The 18,164-nt window shown below is 62.9% G+C and carries 12 protein-coding genes and 2 tRNA genes; all 14 read left to right on the top strand.

Annotated elements, in window-relative coordinates; genetic code table 11:
- Window positions 1-155, top strand: a 155-nt coding sequence (locus tag CK620_RS03340) for an EF-Tu C-terminal domain-related protein (protein ID WP_473964913.1), incomplete at its 5' end; no start/stop codon positions are given.
- A gap of 74 nt (window positions 156-229) precedes the next feature.
- Window positions 230-305, top strand: a tRNA-Trp gene (locus CK620_RS03345).
- Window positions 306-422: 117 nt separating this feature from the next.
- Window positions 423-809 carry a preprotein translocase subunit SecE gene (secE, locus tag CK620_RS03350; RefSeq protein WP_095543352.1) on the top strand — a complete coding sequence of 129 codons (387 nt, stop codon included), beginning with the start codon at window positions 423-425 and terminating at the stop codon, window positions 807-809.
- On the top strand, window positions 809-1,390 hold the full coding sequence (nusG, locus tag CK620_RS03355) for a transcription termination/antitermination protein NusG (protein ID WP_095549134.1): 582 nt from the start codon (window positions 809-811) through the stop codon (window positions 1,388-1,390). The genes secE and nusG overlap by 1 nt, the downstream gene beginning before the upstream one ends.
- Window positions 1,391-1,675: 285 nt before the next feature.
- Window positions 1,676-2,107, top strand: coding sequence for a 50S ribosomal protein L11 (gene rplK, locus CK620_RS03360; protein ID WP_095539392.1), 432 nt, complete (start codon window positions 1,676-1,678; stop codon window positions 2,105-2,107).
- 1 nt (window position 2,108) lies between these two features.
- Entirely contained in the window at window positions 2,109-2,804 is a 696-nt protein-coding gene (rplA, locus tag CK620_RS03365) for a 50S ribosomal protein L1 (RefSeq protein ID WP_095549135.1), read from the top strand.
- A 352-nt stretch (window positions 2,805-3,156) separates the two neighbouring features.
- Window positions 3,157-3,657 carry a 50S ribosomal protein L10 gene (rplJ, locus tag CK620_RS03370; RefSeq protein WP_095539390.1) on the top strand — a complete coding sequence of 167 codons (501 nt, stop codon included), beginning with the start codon at window positions 3,157-3,159 and terminating at the stop codon, window positions 3,655-3,657.
- Between the two features lie 108 nt (window positions 3,658-3,765).
- Window positions 3,766-4,143: a 50S ribosomal protein L7/L12 gene (gene rplL / locus CK620_RS03375; protein WP_095539389.1), complete on the top strand. Its 378-nt coding sequence runs from the start codon at window positions 3,766-3,768 to the stop codon at window positions 4,141-4,143.
- 356 nt (window positions 4,144-4,499) lie between these two features.
- Entirely contained in the window at window positions 4,500-8,618 is a 4,119-nt protein-coding gene (gene rpoB / locus CK620_RS03380) for a DNA-directed RNA polymerase subunit beta (RefSeq protein ID WP_095549136.1), read from the top strand.
- Window positions 8,619-8,639: 21 nt separating this feature from the next.
- Entirely contained in the window at window positions 8,640-12,869 is a 4,230-nt protein-coding gene (gene rpoC / locus CK620_RS03385) for a DNA-directed RNA polymerase subunit beta' (RefSeq protein ID WP_095549137.1), read from the top strand.
- Between the two features lie 185 nt (window positions 12,870-13,054).
- Window positions 13,055-14,455, top strand: a complete 1,401-nt coding sequence (gene rsmB, locus CK620_RS03390; protein WP_095549562.1) for a 16S rRNA (cytosine(967)-C(5))-methyltransferase RsmB — start codon at window positions 13,055-13,057, stop codon at window positions 14,453-14,455.
- 54 nt (window positions 14,456-14,509) lie between these two features.
- Window positions 14,510-16,792: a sensor histidine kinase gene (locus CK620_RS03395; protein ID WP_095549138.1), complete on the top strand. Its 2,283-nt coding sequence runs from the start codon at window positions 14,510-14,512 to the stop codon at window positions 16,790-16,792.
- Window positions 16,793-16,836: 44 nt separating this feature from the next.
- Window positions 16,837-17,547 (top strand): response regulator, encoded by a 711-nt coding sequence (locus CK620_RS03400; protein WP_095549139.1) that lies wholly within the window; start codon window positions 16,837-16,839, stop codon window positions 17,545-17,547.
- 120 nt (window positions 17,548-17,667) lie between these two features.
- A tRNA-Phe gene (locus CK620_RS03405) sits at window positions 17,668-17,743 on the top strand.
- Window positions 17,744-18,164: the final 421 nt, after the last annotated feature.

Genomic DNA, 18,164 nt, shown 5'->3' on the forward strand with positions numbered 1-18,164 from the left:
TGCCCGAAGGCAAGGAAATGGTCATGCCTGGCGACAACGTCAGCATCACCGTCAAGCTGATTGCCCCGATCGCCATGGAAGAGGGCCTGCGTTTTGCGATCCGCGAAGGCGGTCGTACCGTCGGCGCTGGCGTGGTGGCCAAGATCATTGCCTGACAAGGCGGCGCTGCAGCAAGCGATGGATTTCTGCTCCAGTAAGCAGCAAGCGCTGTAGCAGAAACAAGAGCAATAGGGGTATAGCTCAATTGGCAGAGCGTCGGTCTCCAAAACCGAAGGTTGTAGGTTCGATTCCTACTGCCCCTGCCACCCGGCTCCATCGTTTGCCTTGCGTTTGATTTGAAAAACCCGCCCTGTGTTGGCGGGTTTCGTGTATGAGTCTATGTGGTGTTTCGGGCTTGGCCCGTGATGCCCAAGGAGTAAGAAATGGCTGTGTCATCGCAGGTGGAAACCGTCGGATCCGGTGCCAGTGTGGTCAAGTTGCTTGTGAGTGCTCTGCTGGTGGTAGGGGGCATCGTGGCTTTTTACATGCTGGAGGCTCATGGCGGTTGGGTGCAGTGGCTGGGACTGCTGGTGGCCTTTCTGTTGGCGGCTCTGGTGTTTCTGTGGTCTAACCCGGGGCGCGACTTCGTCGGTTATGTGAAAGACTCCTGGAACGAGTTGAAGAAAGTAGTTTGGCCGACCCGCAAAGAGGCCATGCAAATGACCGGATATGTGTTCGCCTTTGCCGTGATCATGGCTACATTCCTTTGGTTGACTGATGTGACGGTGGGGTGGGTGATTTTTGATTTGCTGTTGGGCTGGAGGGACTGATGACCGAAATGGAAAAAAGCGAGCAGCAGCCGACGTCTGAGGCCAGCAGCGGCAAGCGCTGGTACATCGTGCAAGCCTACTCCGGTATGGAGAAGGCGGTGGAGCGCAATATTCTTGAGCGAGTAGCCCGTGCGGGCGTCAATCACAAGTTCGGTCGCATCCTGGTGCCTACTGAAGAAGTGGTCGAGGTCAAGAATGGCCAGCGCAAGACGACTGAGCACAAGCTCTACCCGAATTACGTCTTCGTCGAAATGGTGATGGATGACGAGAGCTGGCACCTGGTCAAGCAGACCAGTAAGGTCACGGGTTTCGTTGGCGGGGGGCGTAACAAGCCTACGCCGATCCCGGATCGCGAAGTGCAGAAAATTCTCGAGCGCATGCAAGGCGATGGCGAGAAGCCGCGCCATAAGGTGGAGTTCATGGTGGGTGAGTTGGTGCGCGTCAAAGAAGGGCCATTTGCTGACTTCAATGGCAGCGTTGAAGAAGTCAACTACGAGCGCAATCGTCTTCGCGTCTCGGTGATGATATTTGGCCGCTCCACCCCTGTGGAGCTGGAATTTGCCCAGGTCGAGAAGACATGACACCCCAAGGCAGATGCCTCAAGAACAAAAGCCCGGCGTGCCGGGCTTTTATGTTGCTTGCCCATTGACTGCAGCGTCGGGGTGAAGGGCTGCGTGGTATGGGATGCCCTTATTTTGAGCGATAGGCTTGCAGGATTTTAGGCCTGCACATATAATTCGCGGTTCGCCGCAAAATTTGCTGTATTGACAGCTGCTTGCGCGCGATCTTTTCAATCAATCGGGGAGCCAATGGCGCCAGAGCGATGCCTTGGCGCAGTAGGCGTTGGACCCGAATAGGAGTTTTGCATGGCAAAGAAAATTGTCGGCTTTATCAAGCTGCAAGTGCCGGCGGGCAAGGCCAATCCTTCGCCTCCCATCGGCCCCGCGCTCGGTCAGCGTGGCCTGAACATCATGGAGTTCACCAAGGCGTTCAATGCGCAAACTCAGGGCATGGAGCCTGGTTTGCCTCTGCCGGTGGTGATTACTGCTTACGCGGACAAGAGCTTCACCTTCATCATCAAGACGCCGCCTGCGACGACCTTGATCAAGAAGGCCATCAAGCTGGATAAGGGCTCGTCCAACCCGAACAAGCAAAAGGTTGGCAAGATCACCCGAGCACAGCTGGAAGAGATCGCCAAGACCAAGATGGCCGACCTCAATGCGGCCGATCTGGATGCTGCTGTGCGCATCATCGCTGGTTCTGCGCGCTCGATGGGTGTGACTGTGGAAGGGGTGTGAGATGGCAAAGCTGACCAAAAAGCAAAAGGCCCTGCAGGGCAAGGTCGATTCCAACAAGCTCTACCCCTGGGCTGACGCCATTGCGTTGGTGAAGGAGGCGGCGACTGCCAAGTTTGACGAGTCCATCGACGTGGCTGTGCAGCTGGGTGTGGATGCCAAGAAATCCGACCAGGTGGTGCGTGGCGCCGTGGTGCTGCCCAATGGCACTGGTAAGACGGCTCGCGTGGCCGTGTTTGCCCAGGGCTCCAAGGCCGAGGAAGCCAAGGCCGCTGGCGCCGACGTGGTGGGCATGGACGAGCTGGCTGCCGAGTTCAAGACCGGCAATATCCCCTATGACGTGGTGATTGCCGCTCCAGATGCCATGCGTGTTGTTGGTGCACTGGGTCAGATCCTGGGCCCGCGCGGCCTGATGCCCAACCCCAAGGTTGGCACTGTGACGCCCGACGTTGCCACGGCCGTGAAGAATGCCAAGGCAGGTCAGGTGCAGTTCCGTGTGGACAAGGCTGGCATCATCCATGGCACCATCGGTCGTCGCTCGTTCGAGAGTGAGAAGCTGCAGCAAAACCTGCAGGCGCTGATCGAGGCGCTGAACAAGGCCAAGCCCGCTGGCGCCAAGGGCGTGTACCTGCGCAAGGTGGCTGTGTCCTCGACCATGGGTATCGGCGTGCGCGTTGATACGCAAACCATCTCTGCCTGATTTGGGGGCGAGACGGACCTGGGCTTGCCTGAGTACGGCAGGTTTGGGTCGAACAAAAAAATTCCTGCATCTTCAACGGCTTCATGGTCGTTGAAGATGCGGGTTCAGGTGGGCTGCCGGTGCCTCTCTTTACCGAAGGTGCCGGCAGGTCATCCGAGACCGCTGGTGTAGGGCCTCTGGCCTTGCTTAAGCCGCCTGCTGCGTCGCATGACTTTTGGGGCGGGCCAGCGTAGATGGTGCCCACTGTGGAGAAACACACTGATATTCTCTGGCAGTTGGTCGCTTAACTGGGCGCAATGCCGCAATGCTTGGCATGTCGGGCAGAGCAGCATTGCATTGAAAGGAGAGGACCTTGAGTCTGAATCGCAGTCAAAAAGAGGCAGTCGTCGCACAGGTGGCTGACCTCGCCGCCAAATCCCAGACGCTGGTGATGGCGGAGTACCGTGGCATCACGGTGGCTGATCTGACACAGCTGCGCATCAAGGCCCGCGAGCAGAACGTGACCCTGAGCGTGTTGAAGAACACGCTGGCACGTCGCGCCGTGGCTGGCAGTGCGTTCGAGGTGGTGTCTGACCAGCTCACGGGGCCGCTGATCTATGGTTTTTCGGAAGACGCCGTTGCCGCCGCCAAGGTGGTGGCCGATTTCGCCAAGACCAATGACAAGCTGGTGATCCGTGGTGGTGCATACGAAGGCAAGCCTTTGGATGCCGATGCTGTCAAGCAATTGGCAAGCATCCCCACCAAGGAAGTGCTGCTGTCGCAGCTGCTTGGCCTGATGCAATCGCCCGTCTCGCGCACAGCGCGCGTGCTGGCAGCGCTGGCCGAGAAAAAGGGCGAAGAAGCAGCCGCCTGATGACCCCTGCCGAGCCTGCCGGTCGATTTTTCGATCGGGCGCTGCAACCATCACAGGCGCTAGGCTGGCAACCCAATGAACTGAATCAATTGCAAAGAGGATTTCAAAATGGCATTCGATAAAGACGCATTCCTGACGGCTCTGGACAGCATGACCGTGCTGGAACTGAACGACCTGGTCAAGGCGATCGAAGAGAAGTTTGGCGTGAGCGCTGCTGCAATGGCTGCTCCTGCCGCCGCTGGTGGCGGTGGCGCCGCTGCTGCTGCAGAAGAAAAGACCGAGTTCAACCTGGAGCTCAAGGACGCTGGCAGCAACAAGGTCTCCGTGATCAAGGCCGTGCGCGAAATCACCGGCCTGGGCCTGAAGGAAGCCAAGGACCTGGTCGATGGCGCACCCAAGACCGTCAAGGAAGGCATGCCCAAGGCCGATGCAGAAGCCGCTCTGAAGAAGCTGGAAGAAGCTGGCGCCAAGGCCGAACTGAAGTAATCGCTTCAGAGCGACGACAGCCAGGCGCGCACGAAGTGCAGCTGCCTGGCTCTTGTCGTTTTGGGCTGGGCAGGCCACAAGCCTGCTTGCCTGCCCGCCCAAGCGCGCTGCAGAGTGCAGACGAAAGCGTTCCTCGTGGAGCGTTTTGGTGTGCTTTCTGAATTCACGACACAGCAAGGCACCTTGGTCGGGCGGTGTGCAATGCACCGCCGTCAGCCATGGTTGGTAGTGGCCAACCGCCAAGACTTGAGCGCCACGTCTTTTGCGCCCCCGGCACCCGGGCCCTGCGCGCTGGAGCTGCGCTTGCAAGTACAACCGTCGAAGAATCCCCCTGAACCCTTCAGACCGGAGATCTCATGGCCTATTCCTTTACTGAACGCAAACGTATCCGCAAAAGCTTCGGGCGCCGCGACAGCGTTTTGAACATTCCCTATCTGCTGCAGATGCAAAAGGATGCCTACACGGCATTTCTGCAGGCGGAGGTGCCGCCCAAGAAACGCCTGGATGAAGGCTTGCAGGCAGCGTTCAACTCGGCGTTCCCCATCGTCTCGCACAATGGCTTTGTGGAGATGAAGTTCATCGAATACAACCTGGCCAAGCCGGCTTTCGACGTGCGCGAGTGCCAAACTCGTGGCCTGACCTTTGCCTCGGCCGTGCGCGCGCGCCTGCAGCTGATCATCTACGACCGCGACTCCTCGACGGCGCAGAACAAGGTCGTCAAGGAAGTGAAGGAGCAAGAGGTCTACATGGGCGAAGTGCCACTGATGACCGACAAGGGCTCGTTCATCATCAACGGCACTGAGCGCGTCATCGTCAGCCAGCTGCACCGCAGCCCCGGCGTGTTCTTCGAGCACGACAAGGGCAAGACCCACAGCTCGGGCAAGCTGCTGTTCTCGGCGCGCGTGATTCCCTACCGTGGCTCTTGGCTGGACTTCGAGTTCGACCCCAAGGATCTGCTGTACTTCCGCGTCGATCGCCGTCGCAAGATGCCGGTGACGATTCTGCTCAAGGCCATCGGCCTGACGCCCGAGGCCATCCTGGCGAACTTCTTCGACAACGACAACTTCACCTTGATGGACAGTGGCGCGCGCATGGAGCTGGTGCCCGAGCGCCTCAAGGGCGAGCAGGCGCGCTTTGACATCACGGACGCCAAGGGCAATGTGATCGTCGCCAAGGACAAGCGCATCACGGCGCGCCACATCCGTGAGCTGGAGCAGGCCGGGCTGAAGGAAATCTCCGTGCCCGAGGACTTTCTGCTGGGCCGCGTCGTGGCCAAGAACATTGTCGATCCCGACACCGGCGAGATCATTGCCAAGGTCAACGAGGAGCTGACCGAAGCCCTGCTCAAGAAGCTGCGCAGCGCAGGCGTCAAGCAACTGCCCTGCATCTACACCAACGAGCTCAACCGTGGCAGCTTCATCTCGCAGACGCTGCGCACCGACGAGACCCCGGACGAATACCAGGCGCGCGTGGCCATCTACCGCATGATGCGCCCTGGCGAGCCGCCCACCGAGGATGCCGTGCAGGCCCTGTTCTTCCGCCTGTTCTTCAACCCGGACACCTACGACCTGTCGCGCGTGGGGCGCATGAAGTTCAACGCCAAGATCGGCAACCCCGACCCGAACGGGGCGATGGTGCTGTCCAACGAGGACATCCTCTCGGTGGTCAAGATCCTGGTCGATTTGCGCAACGGCATTGGCGAGGTCGACGACATCGACCACCTGGGCAACCGCCGTGTGCGTGGCGTGGGCGAGTTGGCCGAAAACCAGTACCGCACCGGCCTGGCGCGCATCGAGAAAGCAGTCAAGGAGCGCCTGGGCACGGCGGAGCAAGAGCCGCTGATGCCGCACGATTTGATCAACTCCAAGCCGATCTCGGCCGCGCTCAAGGAGTTCTTCGGCGCTTCGCAGCTGTCGCAGTTCATGGACCAGACCAACCCGCTGTCGGAGATCACGCACAAGCGCCGCGTCTCGGCCCTGGGCCCAGGCGGTCTGACGCGCGAGCGCGCCGGCTTCGAGGTGCGCGACGTGCACGTCACCCACTACGGTCGCGTCTGCCCGATCGAAACGCCTGAAGGCCCGAACATCGGTCTGATCAACTCGCTGGCGTTGTATGCGCGCCTGAACGAATATGGCTTCATCGAAACGCCGTACCGTCGCGTGGTCGATGGCAAAGTCACCGATGAAATTGACTACCTCTCGGCCATCAAGGAAGGCGACTACATCATCGCCCAGGCCAACGCCGAGCTGGACAAGGACGGCAACCTGACCGGCGATCTGGTGTCGGCGCGCGAGAAGGGCGAATCCATCCTGGTCAACCCCAGCCGCGTGCAGTACATGGACGTTTCCCCTGCACAGATCGTCTCCGTGGCGGCCTCGCTCGTGCCCTTCCTGGAGCACGACGACGCCAACCGCGCGCTGATGGGCGCCAACATGCAGCGCCAGGCCGTGCCGGTGCTGCGCCCGGAAAAGCCCTTCGTGGGCACGGGCATCGAGCGCGTCTCGGCCGTGGACTCGGGCACCGTGGTCACTGCCAAGCGCGGTGGCGTGGTCGATTACGTTGATGCCACACGCATCGTGATCCGCGCCAACGATGACGAGGCCATCGCCGGTGAAGTGGGCGTGGACATCTACAACCTCATCAAATACCAGCGCAGCAACCAGAACACCAACATCCACCAGCGCCCCATCGTCAAGAAGGGCGACCGGCTGGCCAAGGGCGATGTGATTGCCGATGGCGGCTCGACCGACCTGGGCGAGCTGGCCCTGGGGCAGAACATGCTGATCGCCTTCATGCCCTGGAACGGCTACAACTTCGAGGACTCGGTGATGCTGTCCGAGCGCGTCGTGGCCGACGACCGCTACACCTCCATCCACATCGAGGAGCTGGTGGTGATGGCGCGCGACACCAAGCTGGGCGCCGAGGAAATCACGCGCGACATTCCCAACCTGTCCGAGCAACAACTCAACCGCCTGGACGACTCCGGCATCATCTACGTGGGCGCCGAGGTGCAGCCCGGCGACGTGCTGGTGGGCAAGGTCACGCCCAAGGGCGAGACCACGCTGACGCCAGAAGAAAAGCTGCTGCGCGCCATCTTCGGCGAGAAGGCCAGCGACGTGAAGGACACCTCGCTGCGCGTGGATCAAGGCTCGCAGGGCACAGTGATCGATGTGCAGGTCTTCACCCGCGAAGGCATCGAGCGCGACAAGCGCGCCCAGCAAATCATCGAGGACGAGCTCAAGCGCTACCGCCTGGACCTGAACGACCAGCTGCGCATCGTCGAGGCCGACGCCTTCGACCGCGTGCGCAAGCTGCTGCTGGGCAAGGTCGCCAACGGCGGCCCGCAAAAGCTGGCCAAGGGCAGCAAGATCGAGGCGGCTTATCTGGATTCGGTGGACAAGTACCACTGGTTCGACATCCGCCCGGCCGACGAGGCCGTGGCCGCACAGCTCGAGAGCATGAAGAACGCCATCGAAGCCACGCGCCACAGCTTCGACCTCTCGTTCGATGAAAAGCGCCGCAAGCTCACGCAGGGCGATGAACTGCCGCCGGGCGTGCTGAAGATGGTCAAGGTCTATCTGGCCGTCAAACGCCGCCTGCAGCCGGGCGACAAGATGGCCGGCCGCCACGGTAACAAGGGCGTGGTGTCCAAGATCGTGCCGATCGAGGACATGCCCTATCTGGCCGACGGCACCACCGCCGACATCGTGCTCAACCCGTTGGGCGTGCCCTCGCGCATGAACGTGGGCCAGGTGCTGGAAGTGCACCTGGGCTGGGCCGCCAAAGGCCTGGGAGAACGCATTGCCGCCTTGCTGGAAGTGGAAAAAGGCAAGCAGGTCAAGGAAATCCGTGCCTTCCTGGCCAAGGTCTACAACCAGGCCGGCCGCCAGGAGGACCTGGACGCCTTCAGCGATGAGCAAATCATCGAGATGGCGCGCAACCTCAAAAGCGGTGTGCCCTTTGCTACGCCAGTGTTCGACGGCGCGGACGAGCAGGACATCCAGAACATGCTGCAGCTGGCCTACCCGGACGATGTGGCCAAGGCCAAGGGCCTGACCGAAACGCGCACCCAGGCATACCTGTACGACGGCCGCACCGGCGAGCGCTTTGAGCGCCCGACCACCATCGGCTACATGCACTTCCTGAAACTGCACCATTTGGTGGACGACAAGATGCACGCGCGCTCCACCGGCCCGTACTCGCTGGTCACCCAGCAGCCGCTGGGCGGCAAGGCGCAGTTCGGCGGTCAGCGTTTCGGGGAGATGGAAGTCTGGGCGCTGGAGGCCTATGGCGCCTCTTACGTGCTGCAGGAAATGCTCACCGTCAAGTCCGACGACGTGACTGGCCGCACCAAGGTCTATGAGTCCATCGTCAAGGGCGAGCACGCCATCGAGGCGGGCATGCCCGAATCCTTCAACGTGCTGGTCAAGGAAATCCGTTCGCTGGGCCTCGACATCGAGCTCGAACGCAACTGATGAGCCAAAGGAGTTCACACCATGCAATCCTTACTCGACCTGTTCAAGCAATTCACGCCCGACGACCACTTTGACGCCATCAAGGTGGGCCTGGCCTCGCCCGAGAAGATCCGCTCCTGGTCCTTTGGCGAAGTGAAAAAGCCCGAGACCATCAACTACCGCACCTTCAAGCCCGAGCGCGACGGCCTGTTCTGCGCCAAGATCTTCGGCCCGATCAAGGACTACGAGTGCCTGTGCGGCAAGTACAAGCGCCTCAAGCACCGCGGCGTGATCTGCGAGAAGTGCGGCGTGGAAGTCACGCAGACCAAGGTGCGCCGCGAGCGCATGGGCCATATCGACCTGGCCGCGCCCTGCGCGCACATCTGGTTCCTCAAGTCCCTGCCCAGCCGCCTGGGCCTGGTGCTGGACATGACGCTGCGCGACATCGAGCGCGTGCTGTACTTCGAGGCCTACGTCGTGACCGAGCCGGGCATGACGCCGCTGAAGAAGTTCAGCATCATGAGCGAGGACGAATACGACGCCAAGCGCGAGGAGTACGGCGATGAGTTCGAGGCCCGCATGGGCGCCGAAGGCATCAAGGAGCTGCTCGATGGCATCGACATCGAGGCCGAGATTGAGCGCCTGCGCGGCGACATGACTGGCTCCGAGGCCAAGGTCAAGAAAAACTCCAAGCGCCTGAAGGTGCTGGAGTCGTTCCGCAAGTCCGGCATCAAGCCCGGCTGGATGGTGATGGAAGTGCTGCCGGTGCTGCCGCCCGATCTGCGCCCGCTGGTACCGCTCGATGGCGGGCGCTTTGCCACCTCCGATCTGAACGACCTGTATCGTCGCGTCATCAACCGCAACAACCGCCTGCGCCGCCTGCTGGAGCTCAAGGCGCCGGAGATCATTGCGCGCAACGAAAAGCGCATGCTGCAGGAATCGGTCGATTCGCTGCTGGACAATGGCCGCCGTGGCAAGGCCATGACGGGCGCCAACAAGCGCGCGCTCAAGTCCCTGGCCGACATGATCAAGGGTAAGGGCGGTCGCTTCCGTCAGAACCTGTTGGGCAAGCGCGTGGACTACTCCGGCCGCTCGGTGATTACCGTGGGCCCCACGCTCAAGCTGCACCAGTGCGGCCTGCCCAAGCTGATGGCGCTCGAGCTGTTCAAGCCCTTCATCTTTGCCCAGCTGGAGCAGCGCGGCATCGCCACCACCATCAAGGCCGCCAAGAAGGAAGTCGAGAGCGGCTCGCCCGTGGTGTGGGACATTCTGGAAGAAGTCATCCGCGAGCACCCGGTGCTGCTCAACCGCGCGCCCACGCTGCACCGCCTGGGCATCCAGGCCTTCGAGCCCATCCTGATCGAAGGCAAGGCCATCCAGCTGCACCCGCTGGTGTGCGCGGCCTTCAACGCCGACTTCGACGGCGACCAGATGGCTGTGCACGTGCCGCTGTCGGTGGAAGCGCAGATGGAAGCGCGCGTGCTCATGCTCGCATCCAACAACGTGCTGTTCCCGGCCTCGGGCGAGCCCTCCATCGTGCCCTCGCAGGACGTGGTGCTGGGCCTGTACTTCGCCACCCGTGAAAAAATCAACGGCAAGGGCGAAGGCATGGTGTTTGCCGATATCGGCGAAGTGCAGCGTGCGCTGGATGCGGGCGTGGTCGAGCTCAACGCCAAGGTGGGCGTGCGCCTGACCGAATGGGTCAAGAACAAGACCACGGGCGAGCTCGAAGCCAACACCAAGGTGCGCGATACCACCGTGGGCCGCGCCCTGCTGTCGGAAATCCTGCCCAAGGGCCTGCCGTTCGAAGTCATCAACAAGGCGCTGAAGAAAAAGGAAATCTCCAAGCTCATCAACGCCGCGTTCCGCAAGTGCGGTTTGAAGGACACCGTGGTGTTTGCCGACAAGCTGCTGCAAAACGGCTTCCGGCTGGCCACGCGCGCGGGCATCTCGATTGCCATCGAGGACATGCTGGTGCCGCCGCAAAAGCACAGCATCGTCAGCCGCGCCGAGGCCGAGGTCAAGGAGATCGAGCAGCAATACACCTCCGGCTTGGTGACCGCAGGCGAGCGCTACAACAAGGTGGTGGACATCTGGGGCAAGGCCGGTGACGAAGTCTCCAAGGTCATGATGCAACAGCTGGCCAAGGAAAAGACCATCGACCGCCACGGCAAAGAGGTGGAGCAGGAATCCTTCAACGCCATCTACATGATGGCCGACTCCGGCGCGCGTGGCTCCGCCGCGCAGATCCGCCAGCTGGCCGGCATGCGCGGTCTGATGGCCAAGCCCGACGGCTCCATCATCGAGACGCCCATCACCGCGAACTTCCGTGAAGGGCTGAACGTGCTGCAGTACTTCATCTCCACGCACGGTGCGCGTAAAGGTCTGGCCGACACGGCGCTCAAGACCGCCAACTCCGGTTACCTCACGCGCCGTCTGGTGGATGTGACGCAGGACCTGGTCATCACCGAGGAAGACTGCGGCACCACCAACGGCACCTACATGCGCGCCGTGGTTGAGGGCGGTGAAGTCATCGAGTCGCTGCGCGACCGCATTCTGGGCCGCACTGCGGCCGAGGACGTGCTGCACCCCGAGACGCGCCAGGTGCTGGTGGCCGCCGGCACGCTGCTGGAGGAAGACCAGCTCGACGACCTGGAAGCCGCCGGCGTGGACGAAGTCAAGGTGCGCACCTCGCTGACCTGCGACACGCGCTACGGCCTGTGCGCCAAGTGCTATGGCCGCGACCTGGGCCGTGGCGGCCTGATCAACCTGGGCGAGGCCGTGGGCGTGATTGCCGCGCAGTCCATCGGCGAGCCGGGCACGCAGCTGACCATGCGCACCTTCCACATCGGCGGCGCGGTCAACCGCGCGGCCATTGCCTCCAGCGTGGAAGCCAAGTCCAACGGCATCATCGGCTTCAACGCCACCATGCGCTACGTCACCAACACCAAGGGCGACCTGGTGGTGATTGCACGCTCGGGCGAGATCGTCATCCACGACGAGCACGGCCGCGAGCGCGAGCGCCACAAGGTGCCCTATGGCGCGACGCTGACCGTCAAGCCCGATCAGCAGGTCAAGGCCGGCACCATCCTGGCCAACTGGGATCCGCTGACGCGCCCGATCATCACCGAGTTTGCCGGCCAGGTGAAATTCGATGGCGTCGAGGAAGGCCTGACCGTGGCCAAGCAGGTCGACGACGTGACCGGCCTGTCCACGCTGGTGGTCATCGACCCCAAGCGCCGTGGCTCCAGCAAGGTTGTGCGTCCGCAGGTCAAGCTGCTCGACGCCCAGGGCAATGAGGTCAAGATCCCCGGCACCGACCACTCCGTGGCCATCGGCTTCCAGGTTGGCGCGCTGATCCAGGTGCGCGATGGCCAGGAAGTCGGCCCCGGCGAGGTGCTGGCGCGCATCCCCATCGAAGGCCAGAAGACCCGCGACATTACCGGCGGTCTGCCGCGCGTGGCCGAGCTGTTCGAGGCGCGCACGCCCAAAGACAAGGGCACGCTGGCCGAGATCACCGGCACGGTGTCCTTCGGCAAGGAGACCAAGGGCAAGATCCGCCTGCAGATCACCGACCCCGAAGGCGGTGTCTGGGAAGAGCTGATCCCCAAGGAAAAGAACGTGCTGGTGCACGAAGGCCAAGTGGTCAACAAGGGCGAACTGGTCGTCGACGGCCCGGCCGACCCGCAGGACATCCTGCGCCTGCTGGGCATCGAGGAGCTCTCGCGCTACATCGTTGACGAGGTGCAGGACGTCTATCGCCTGCAGGGCGTGCCCATCAACGACAAGCACATCGAGGTCATCGTGCGCCAGATGCTGCGCCGCGTGGTGGTCGAGAACCCGGGCGAGTCCAGCTACATCCAGGGCGAGCAGGTCGAGCGCAGCGAAATCCTCAACACCAACGAGGCGCTGCAAAAAGAGGGCAAGATCCCCGCGACCTACACCAACCTGCTGCTGGGCATCACCAAGGCCTCGCTGTCCACCGATTCGTTCATCTCCGCCGCGTCCTTCCAGGAAACCACGCGCGTGCTGACCGAAGCGGCCATCATGGGCAAGCGCGACGAGCTGCGTGGCCTGAAGGAAAACGTCATCGTCGGCCGCCTGATCCCGGCTGGCACTGGCTTGGCCTACCACCAGGCGCGCAAGGCCAAGGACGCCATGGACGAAGCCGAGCGCCGCGCCATCGCCGAGCAGGAAGCCGCCGCTGAACACAACAGCGCCGACGAGCCTGCAGCCGACGAAGAAGGCAGCAGCAGCTCCGACGAGTCCTGACGCAAAGCCCCCTGCGGGGCTTTGAACGCGCGGTATAGCGGCTCCTTGAGCTCGCATTTGCGCGCAACCCACGACAACGCCCGCAAACAGCGGGCGTTGTCGCGTCTGTGGCCATGCCAATGCCAAGTGGCTGCATGCGGGGCGATGCCAGCCGGCGGCTGCGTTGGTGCTTTTATGATGCGGCCATGCTGACTGTTGCCTCGCCCCCCCCACGTTGTGAGCCGCCGCTGGCGGAACTAATCGATCTTGCGGCCCAGGGGCTGATGCAGGTTGTGCAGGGCCAGTCGGCGCGTGAGGTGGTGGCCAGCTGGCCTGCCACGGCCAGCCGGCCCGGCGCGCAGGCCCTGCTCTACACCGCGCTGCGGCAATGGGGGCAGGCGCAGGGGCTGATCGCGTTGCTGGCGCGGCGCGCCCCCAGCCGCGCGGTGCAGGCCCGGCTAGGGGTGGCGTTGGCCTTGCTACTGGCGCCGCAGGAGGCGGCCTATGCCCCGCATACGGTGGTCAACCAGACGGTGCAGGCCATGCGCCGCCAGCGTGCCTTGGCGGCGCAGGCCGGCTTCGTCAATGCCTGCCTGCGGCGTTTTCTGCGCGAGCGCGCGCAGCTGGAAGCGGCGCTGCAAGGCGATGAGCAAGCCCGCTGGAATCACCCGGCCTGGTGGGTGCGCCAGCTGCGCCAGGATCACCCGGCGCATTGGCAGGCTGTGCTGCAGGCCAATCAGCAGCGCGCGCCCCTGACGCTGCGCGTCAATGAAAGCCTGTTGTCACGCCAGGAATATGCCCAGCAGCTGCAGCAGGCCGGTATTCAGGCCCGAGCGGTGGCGCAGGCTGGGTTGGAGCTGGCCCAGGCCGTGGATGTGCGCCAGCTGCCTGGCTTTGACCGGGGCTGGTTCTCGGTGCAGGATGCGGCTGCGCAGCGCGCAGCGCCCATGCTGCTGGAAGGGTTTGCACCGCCCGCCAGTGCGGCAGCGCCCTGGCTGGCGCTCGATGCCTGTGCCGCGCCAGGCGGCAAGACGGCGCATCTGCTGGAGTGGGCGGCGGTACGCGGAGTGCCCATGCAGTTGCTGGCCATGGATGTGGATGCGGCGCGTTGTCAGCGCATCACGCAGAATCTGCAGCGCCTGCAGTTGCCGCAGGCGCAAGTGGTGGTGGCCGACGCCAGCGCCCCGCAGCGCTGGCGCCAGTCGCTGCTGGGCGATCGCCTACTGGATTTGCTGTTGCTGGATGCGCCCTGCTCGGCCTCGGGCATCGTGCGCCGACATGCCGATATCCGTTGGTTGCGCCGCGCCGAGGACTTGACCGAGCTGGCGCAGCGCCAGGCTTTGCTGCTGCAGCGCCTCTGGCCCTTGCTGCGCCCCGGCGGGCGCTTGCTGTACTGCACCTGCTCGGTGTTCCATTGCGAGGGCCAAAGGCAGATCGAGCGCTTCATGCGCGCGCAGGCCGACGCCGAGCTGCTGGGCCCCATGCTGCAATTGCTGCCGACGCCGCCGCAGGAGCTGGCACATGATGGCCAGGGCCAGGAGCCGGACGCGATGGGCAGCCACGATGGCTTTTTCTATGCGCTGCTGCACAAACGCGCCGCGCAGTAACGCATGCATGGCGGTGCGCAGCCTGGGCGCGCGCCGCAGCGGGAATCACGAAGAATGACAGTATCCACTTCCTCGGCCAAGAAAAGCCGCCGCTTGCGCTGGACGCTGGGCGTGATCTTGGCCGTGATCATGGCCATTGCCCTGGTTTTGCTGTTCGTGCTGGCCCTGGCCACCGACAGCCATGGCCTCTACGAGCAGTACTACCCTTGGCTCTTGGGCTTCAATGGCGTGGTGGCGGCTTTGCTGCTGCTGATCCTGGCCTGGGGCGGCTGGCGCCTGTACCGGCGTTTGCAGCAAAACAAGTTTGGCAGCCGCCTGCTCATCAAGCTGGCTGCGCTGTTTTGCGTGGTGGGCATCCTGCCCGGCGCGCTGGTGTATGTGATTTCCTACCAGTTCGTCTCGCGCTCCATCGAGAACTGGTTCGACGTGCGCGTGGAAAACGCGCTGAGCGCCGGCGTGGGCATGGCCAGCACCACCTTGGATGCCTGGGTCGTCAACACCACGGCGCGCGCGCGCTACTCGGCCAACCAGCTCGAACAGGTGCGCTCGGCCTCGCTGGCCATTGCGCTGGAGCAGATCCGTGAGCAATTCGATGCCGACGACGTGGTGCTCTGGCGCGCCAATGGCGAGGTGGACGTCAGCACCGGCGCGCCTGGATCGGCGCTGCCCCATCGGCCTTCGGCCCAGGCCTTTCGCCTGGCCCGCGAGCAGCGCGAATGGGCCGCGCTCGAAGGCCTGGAGCAGGCCCAAAGCGATGGCCAGGCGCCGGTGCAGGTGCAGACCCTGGTGCTGGTGCGCGGCATTGGCGGCACGCTGCAACTGGGCACGGACGACGTACGCTTTCTGCAAATCACCGTGCCCGTGCCCCAGGTGCTGGTGGCCGATGCCTTTGCCGTGCGCCAGGCCAATGACGAATACCAGCAGCGCGCGCAGGGCCGCCACGGGCTGCGGCGCATGTACATTGGCACGCTCACGCTGAGTCTGTTCCTGGCGGTATTTGGCGCCATCGTGCTGGCCGTGCTGCTGGGCAACCAAATCCTGCGGCCCGTGCTCATCCTGGCCGATGGCGTCAAGGAAGTGGCCGCGGGCAACCTCAACCCCAAGGTGGCCTTGCCGCGCAACGATGAGCTCGGCGGCCTCACGCGCGCCTTTGCGCTGATGACCCACCAGCTGGCCACGGCGCGCGCCTCCGAGCAAAAAAGCCTGGCTGCGCTCGACGCCTCGCGTGAGCAGCTGCAGACCATTCTGGACAACCTGACTGCGGGGGTGCTGGTGCTCGACACTCAAGGCCACATCGTCTCGGCCAATCCGGGGGCGACCCGGGTACTGCGCGCGCCGCTGGCCGCCTATGCCGGGCGGGAGCTGGCCGAGGTGCCCGATCTGCACGAATTTGCCCAGGCCGTGCGCCAGCGCTTCGACAGCTTTCTGGCCGGCGAGCGCGATGTGGGCCACTGGCAGCACACCTACGAGCTGTACGCGCCACCACAGGGCGCTGCGCCTGCGGCGGCCAAGGAATTCGCACTCAGCATCGTGGCCCGTGGCGCATTGCTGCCCGATGGCAACCGGCTGGTGGTGATCGACGACATCTCCGACGTGGTCTCGGCCCAGCGCGCCGAAGCCTGGGGCGAAGTGGCGCGTCGCCTGGCGCACGAAATCAAAAATCCGCTCACCCCCATCCAGCTCTCGGCCGAGCGCCTGCAAATGCGCCTGACGGGCAAGCTGCCCGAAAAGGAAGAAGGTATCCTGCAAAAATCGGTGCAAACCATCGTCGATCAGGTCGATGCCATGCAGCGCCTGGTCAACGAATTTCGCGACTATGCGCGCCTGCCCACGGCGCGCCTCGAAGTGCTGGACCTCAATGCGCTGGTGCATGATGTGCTGCAGCTCTACGGCACGGAAAACGCCAGCTTCGGCATCGTGGCCCAACTCGAGCCGGGCTGCCCGCCCATCCTGGGCGATGCGATGCAATTGCGCCAAGTCATCCACAATCTCTTACAGAATGCGCAGGATGCAAGCCTGCAAGCCCAAGAGAATCGTGCAGAATTGCCAGCAAAAATCATGGTAAGTACCCATTGGAGTGAGGCGGCGCGGCGAGTGCGCTTGTGTGTGGAGGACAACGGCACCGGCTTTCCGGACAGCATGCTCCGGCGCGTTTTTGAGCCCTACGTCACCACCAAGGCCAAGGGCACGGGCCTGGGGCTGGCGGTCGTCAAGAAGATCGCCGACGAGCACCACGCGCTGATTGATTTAGGCAATGTGCAAAACGAGCAGGGGGAGGTCGTGGGTGCGCGCATATCGCTGTCGTTCGAGCCAGCGGCGCCGGCGCATCCCGCGTGAGACGCTCGCAGCGAGAACTCGAAAACAAACGGTTACCGAAGAACATGGCAAACATATTGGTTGTGGATGACGAGCTGGGCATCAGGGACCTGCTCTCCGAAATACTCAACGACGAAGGCCATCATGTCGACCTGGCGCAAAACGCAGGCCAGGCCCGCACGGCATGCGGCGAAAGCAAATACGACCTGGTGCTGTTGGACATCTGGATGCCCGACACGGACGGCGTCAGCCTGCTCAAGGAATGGTCTCTGGCCGGGCAGCTCGACATGCCCGTCATCATGATGAGCGGCCACGCCACCATAGACACCGCCGTCGAGGCCACGCGCATTGGCGCGTTCTCGTTCCTGGAAAAACCCATTACCCTGCAAAAACTGCTCAAGGCAGTGAATCAGGCGCTGGAGAAAAGTTCGCCGGCGGCCATGGTCAGCGCAGCCAGCAGCGCCATGGACAAGATTACCCAGGCGAGCGCCCCCCAACCCCCTGCAACAACTTCGCCCCCGGATGCCCACGTCATCCGCGCCATCCCGCCAGAAAAAACATTGCCTGAGCAGCATCAGGACTTTGATCTGGATCGCCCACTGCGCGAAGCTCGGGACCATTTCGAAAAAGCCTACTTCGAGTTCCACCTGGCGCGCGAGGGCGGCTCCATGACGCGCGTGGCGGAAAAAACCGGCCTGGAGCGCACCCACCTCTACCGCAAGCTGCGCCAGCTTGGCGTAGAGCTGGGTAAGCGGCGCAACAGCAGCGTGTCGTGATGGGCCGCAGCCCATCGGGCATCGGGCATCGGGCATCGGGCATCGGGCATCGGGCGCGGCAAGCAAAAATATCGCTGCTTGGCCTCTGCTGCAAAAAAACAGTGATAAAATCTGAGGCTTGGCTCGGTAGCTCAGTTGGTAGAGCAGCGGATTGAAAATCCGCGTGTCGGTGGTTCGATTCCGCCCCGAGCCACCAAACACAAACGCCCAACCATTCACGGTTGGGCGTTTTTCTTTGCGCGTTCCGAACACTGCGCGGGTCTGCGCCGTTTTGCGTGTGCCAGAGCCTATGCACATGGGCCACCGATCTGGCCCTTTCCTCCTATTCTTTGTTCTGCAGTTCTCCCGAAGTCTGCGCCAACCTTTCCGCATTGGCACACGTAAAAATCCTTTTACATCAGGCTATGTTCGTTTCAATGGGAGCTCCAGAGCATAAGCACGTGCTTGCGGTTGCTCGTCATGATGGGTGCGAGGCGCTCATTGCCTTCACCGCGCGCGCATTGCTTGCCGCCGTTGACGGGAAAAGGGCGCAGAATTGCCAAGAGCATCATCGAAGGGCAAAGCAGCCAAACCACCTACTACCTCAACGGCGACAGCGCCCTTATGGCTGAAGCCAA

Origin of the sequence: Vandammella animalimorsus, assembly GCF_002285285.1 — a bacterium.
Taxonomy (GTDB): domain Bacteria; phylum Pseudomonadota; class Gammaproteobacteria; order Burkholderiales; family Burkholderiaceae_C; genus Lampropedia; species Lampropedia animalimorsus.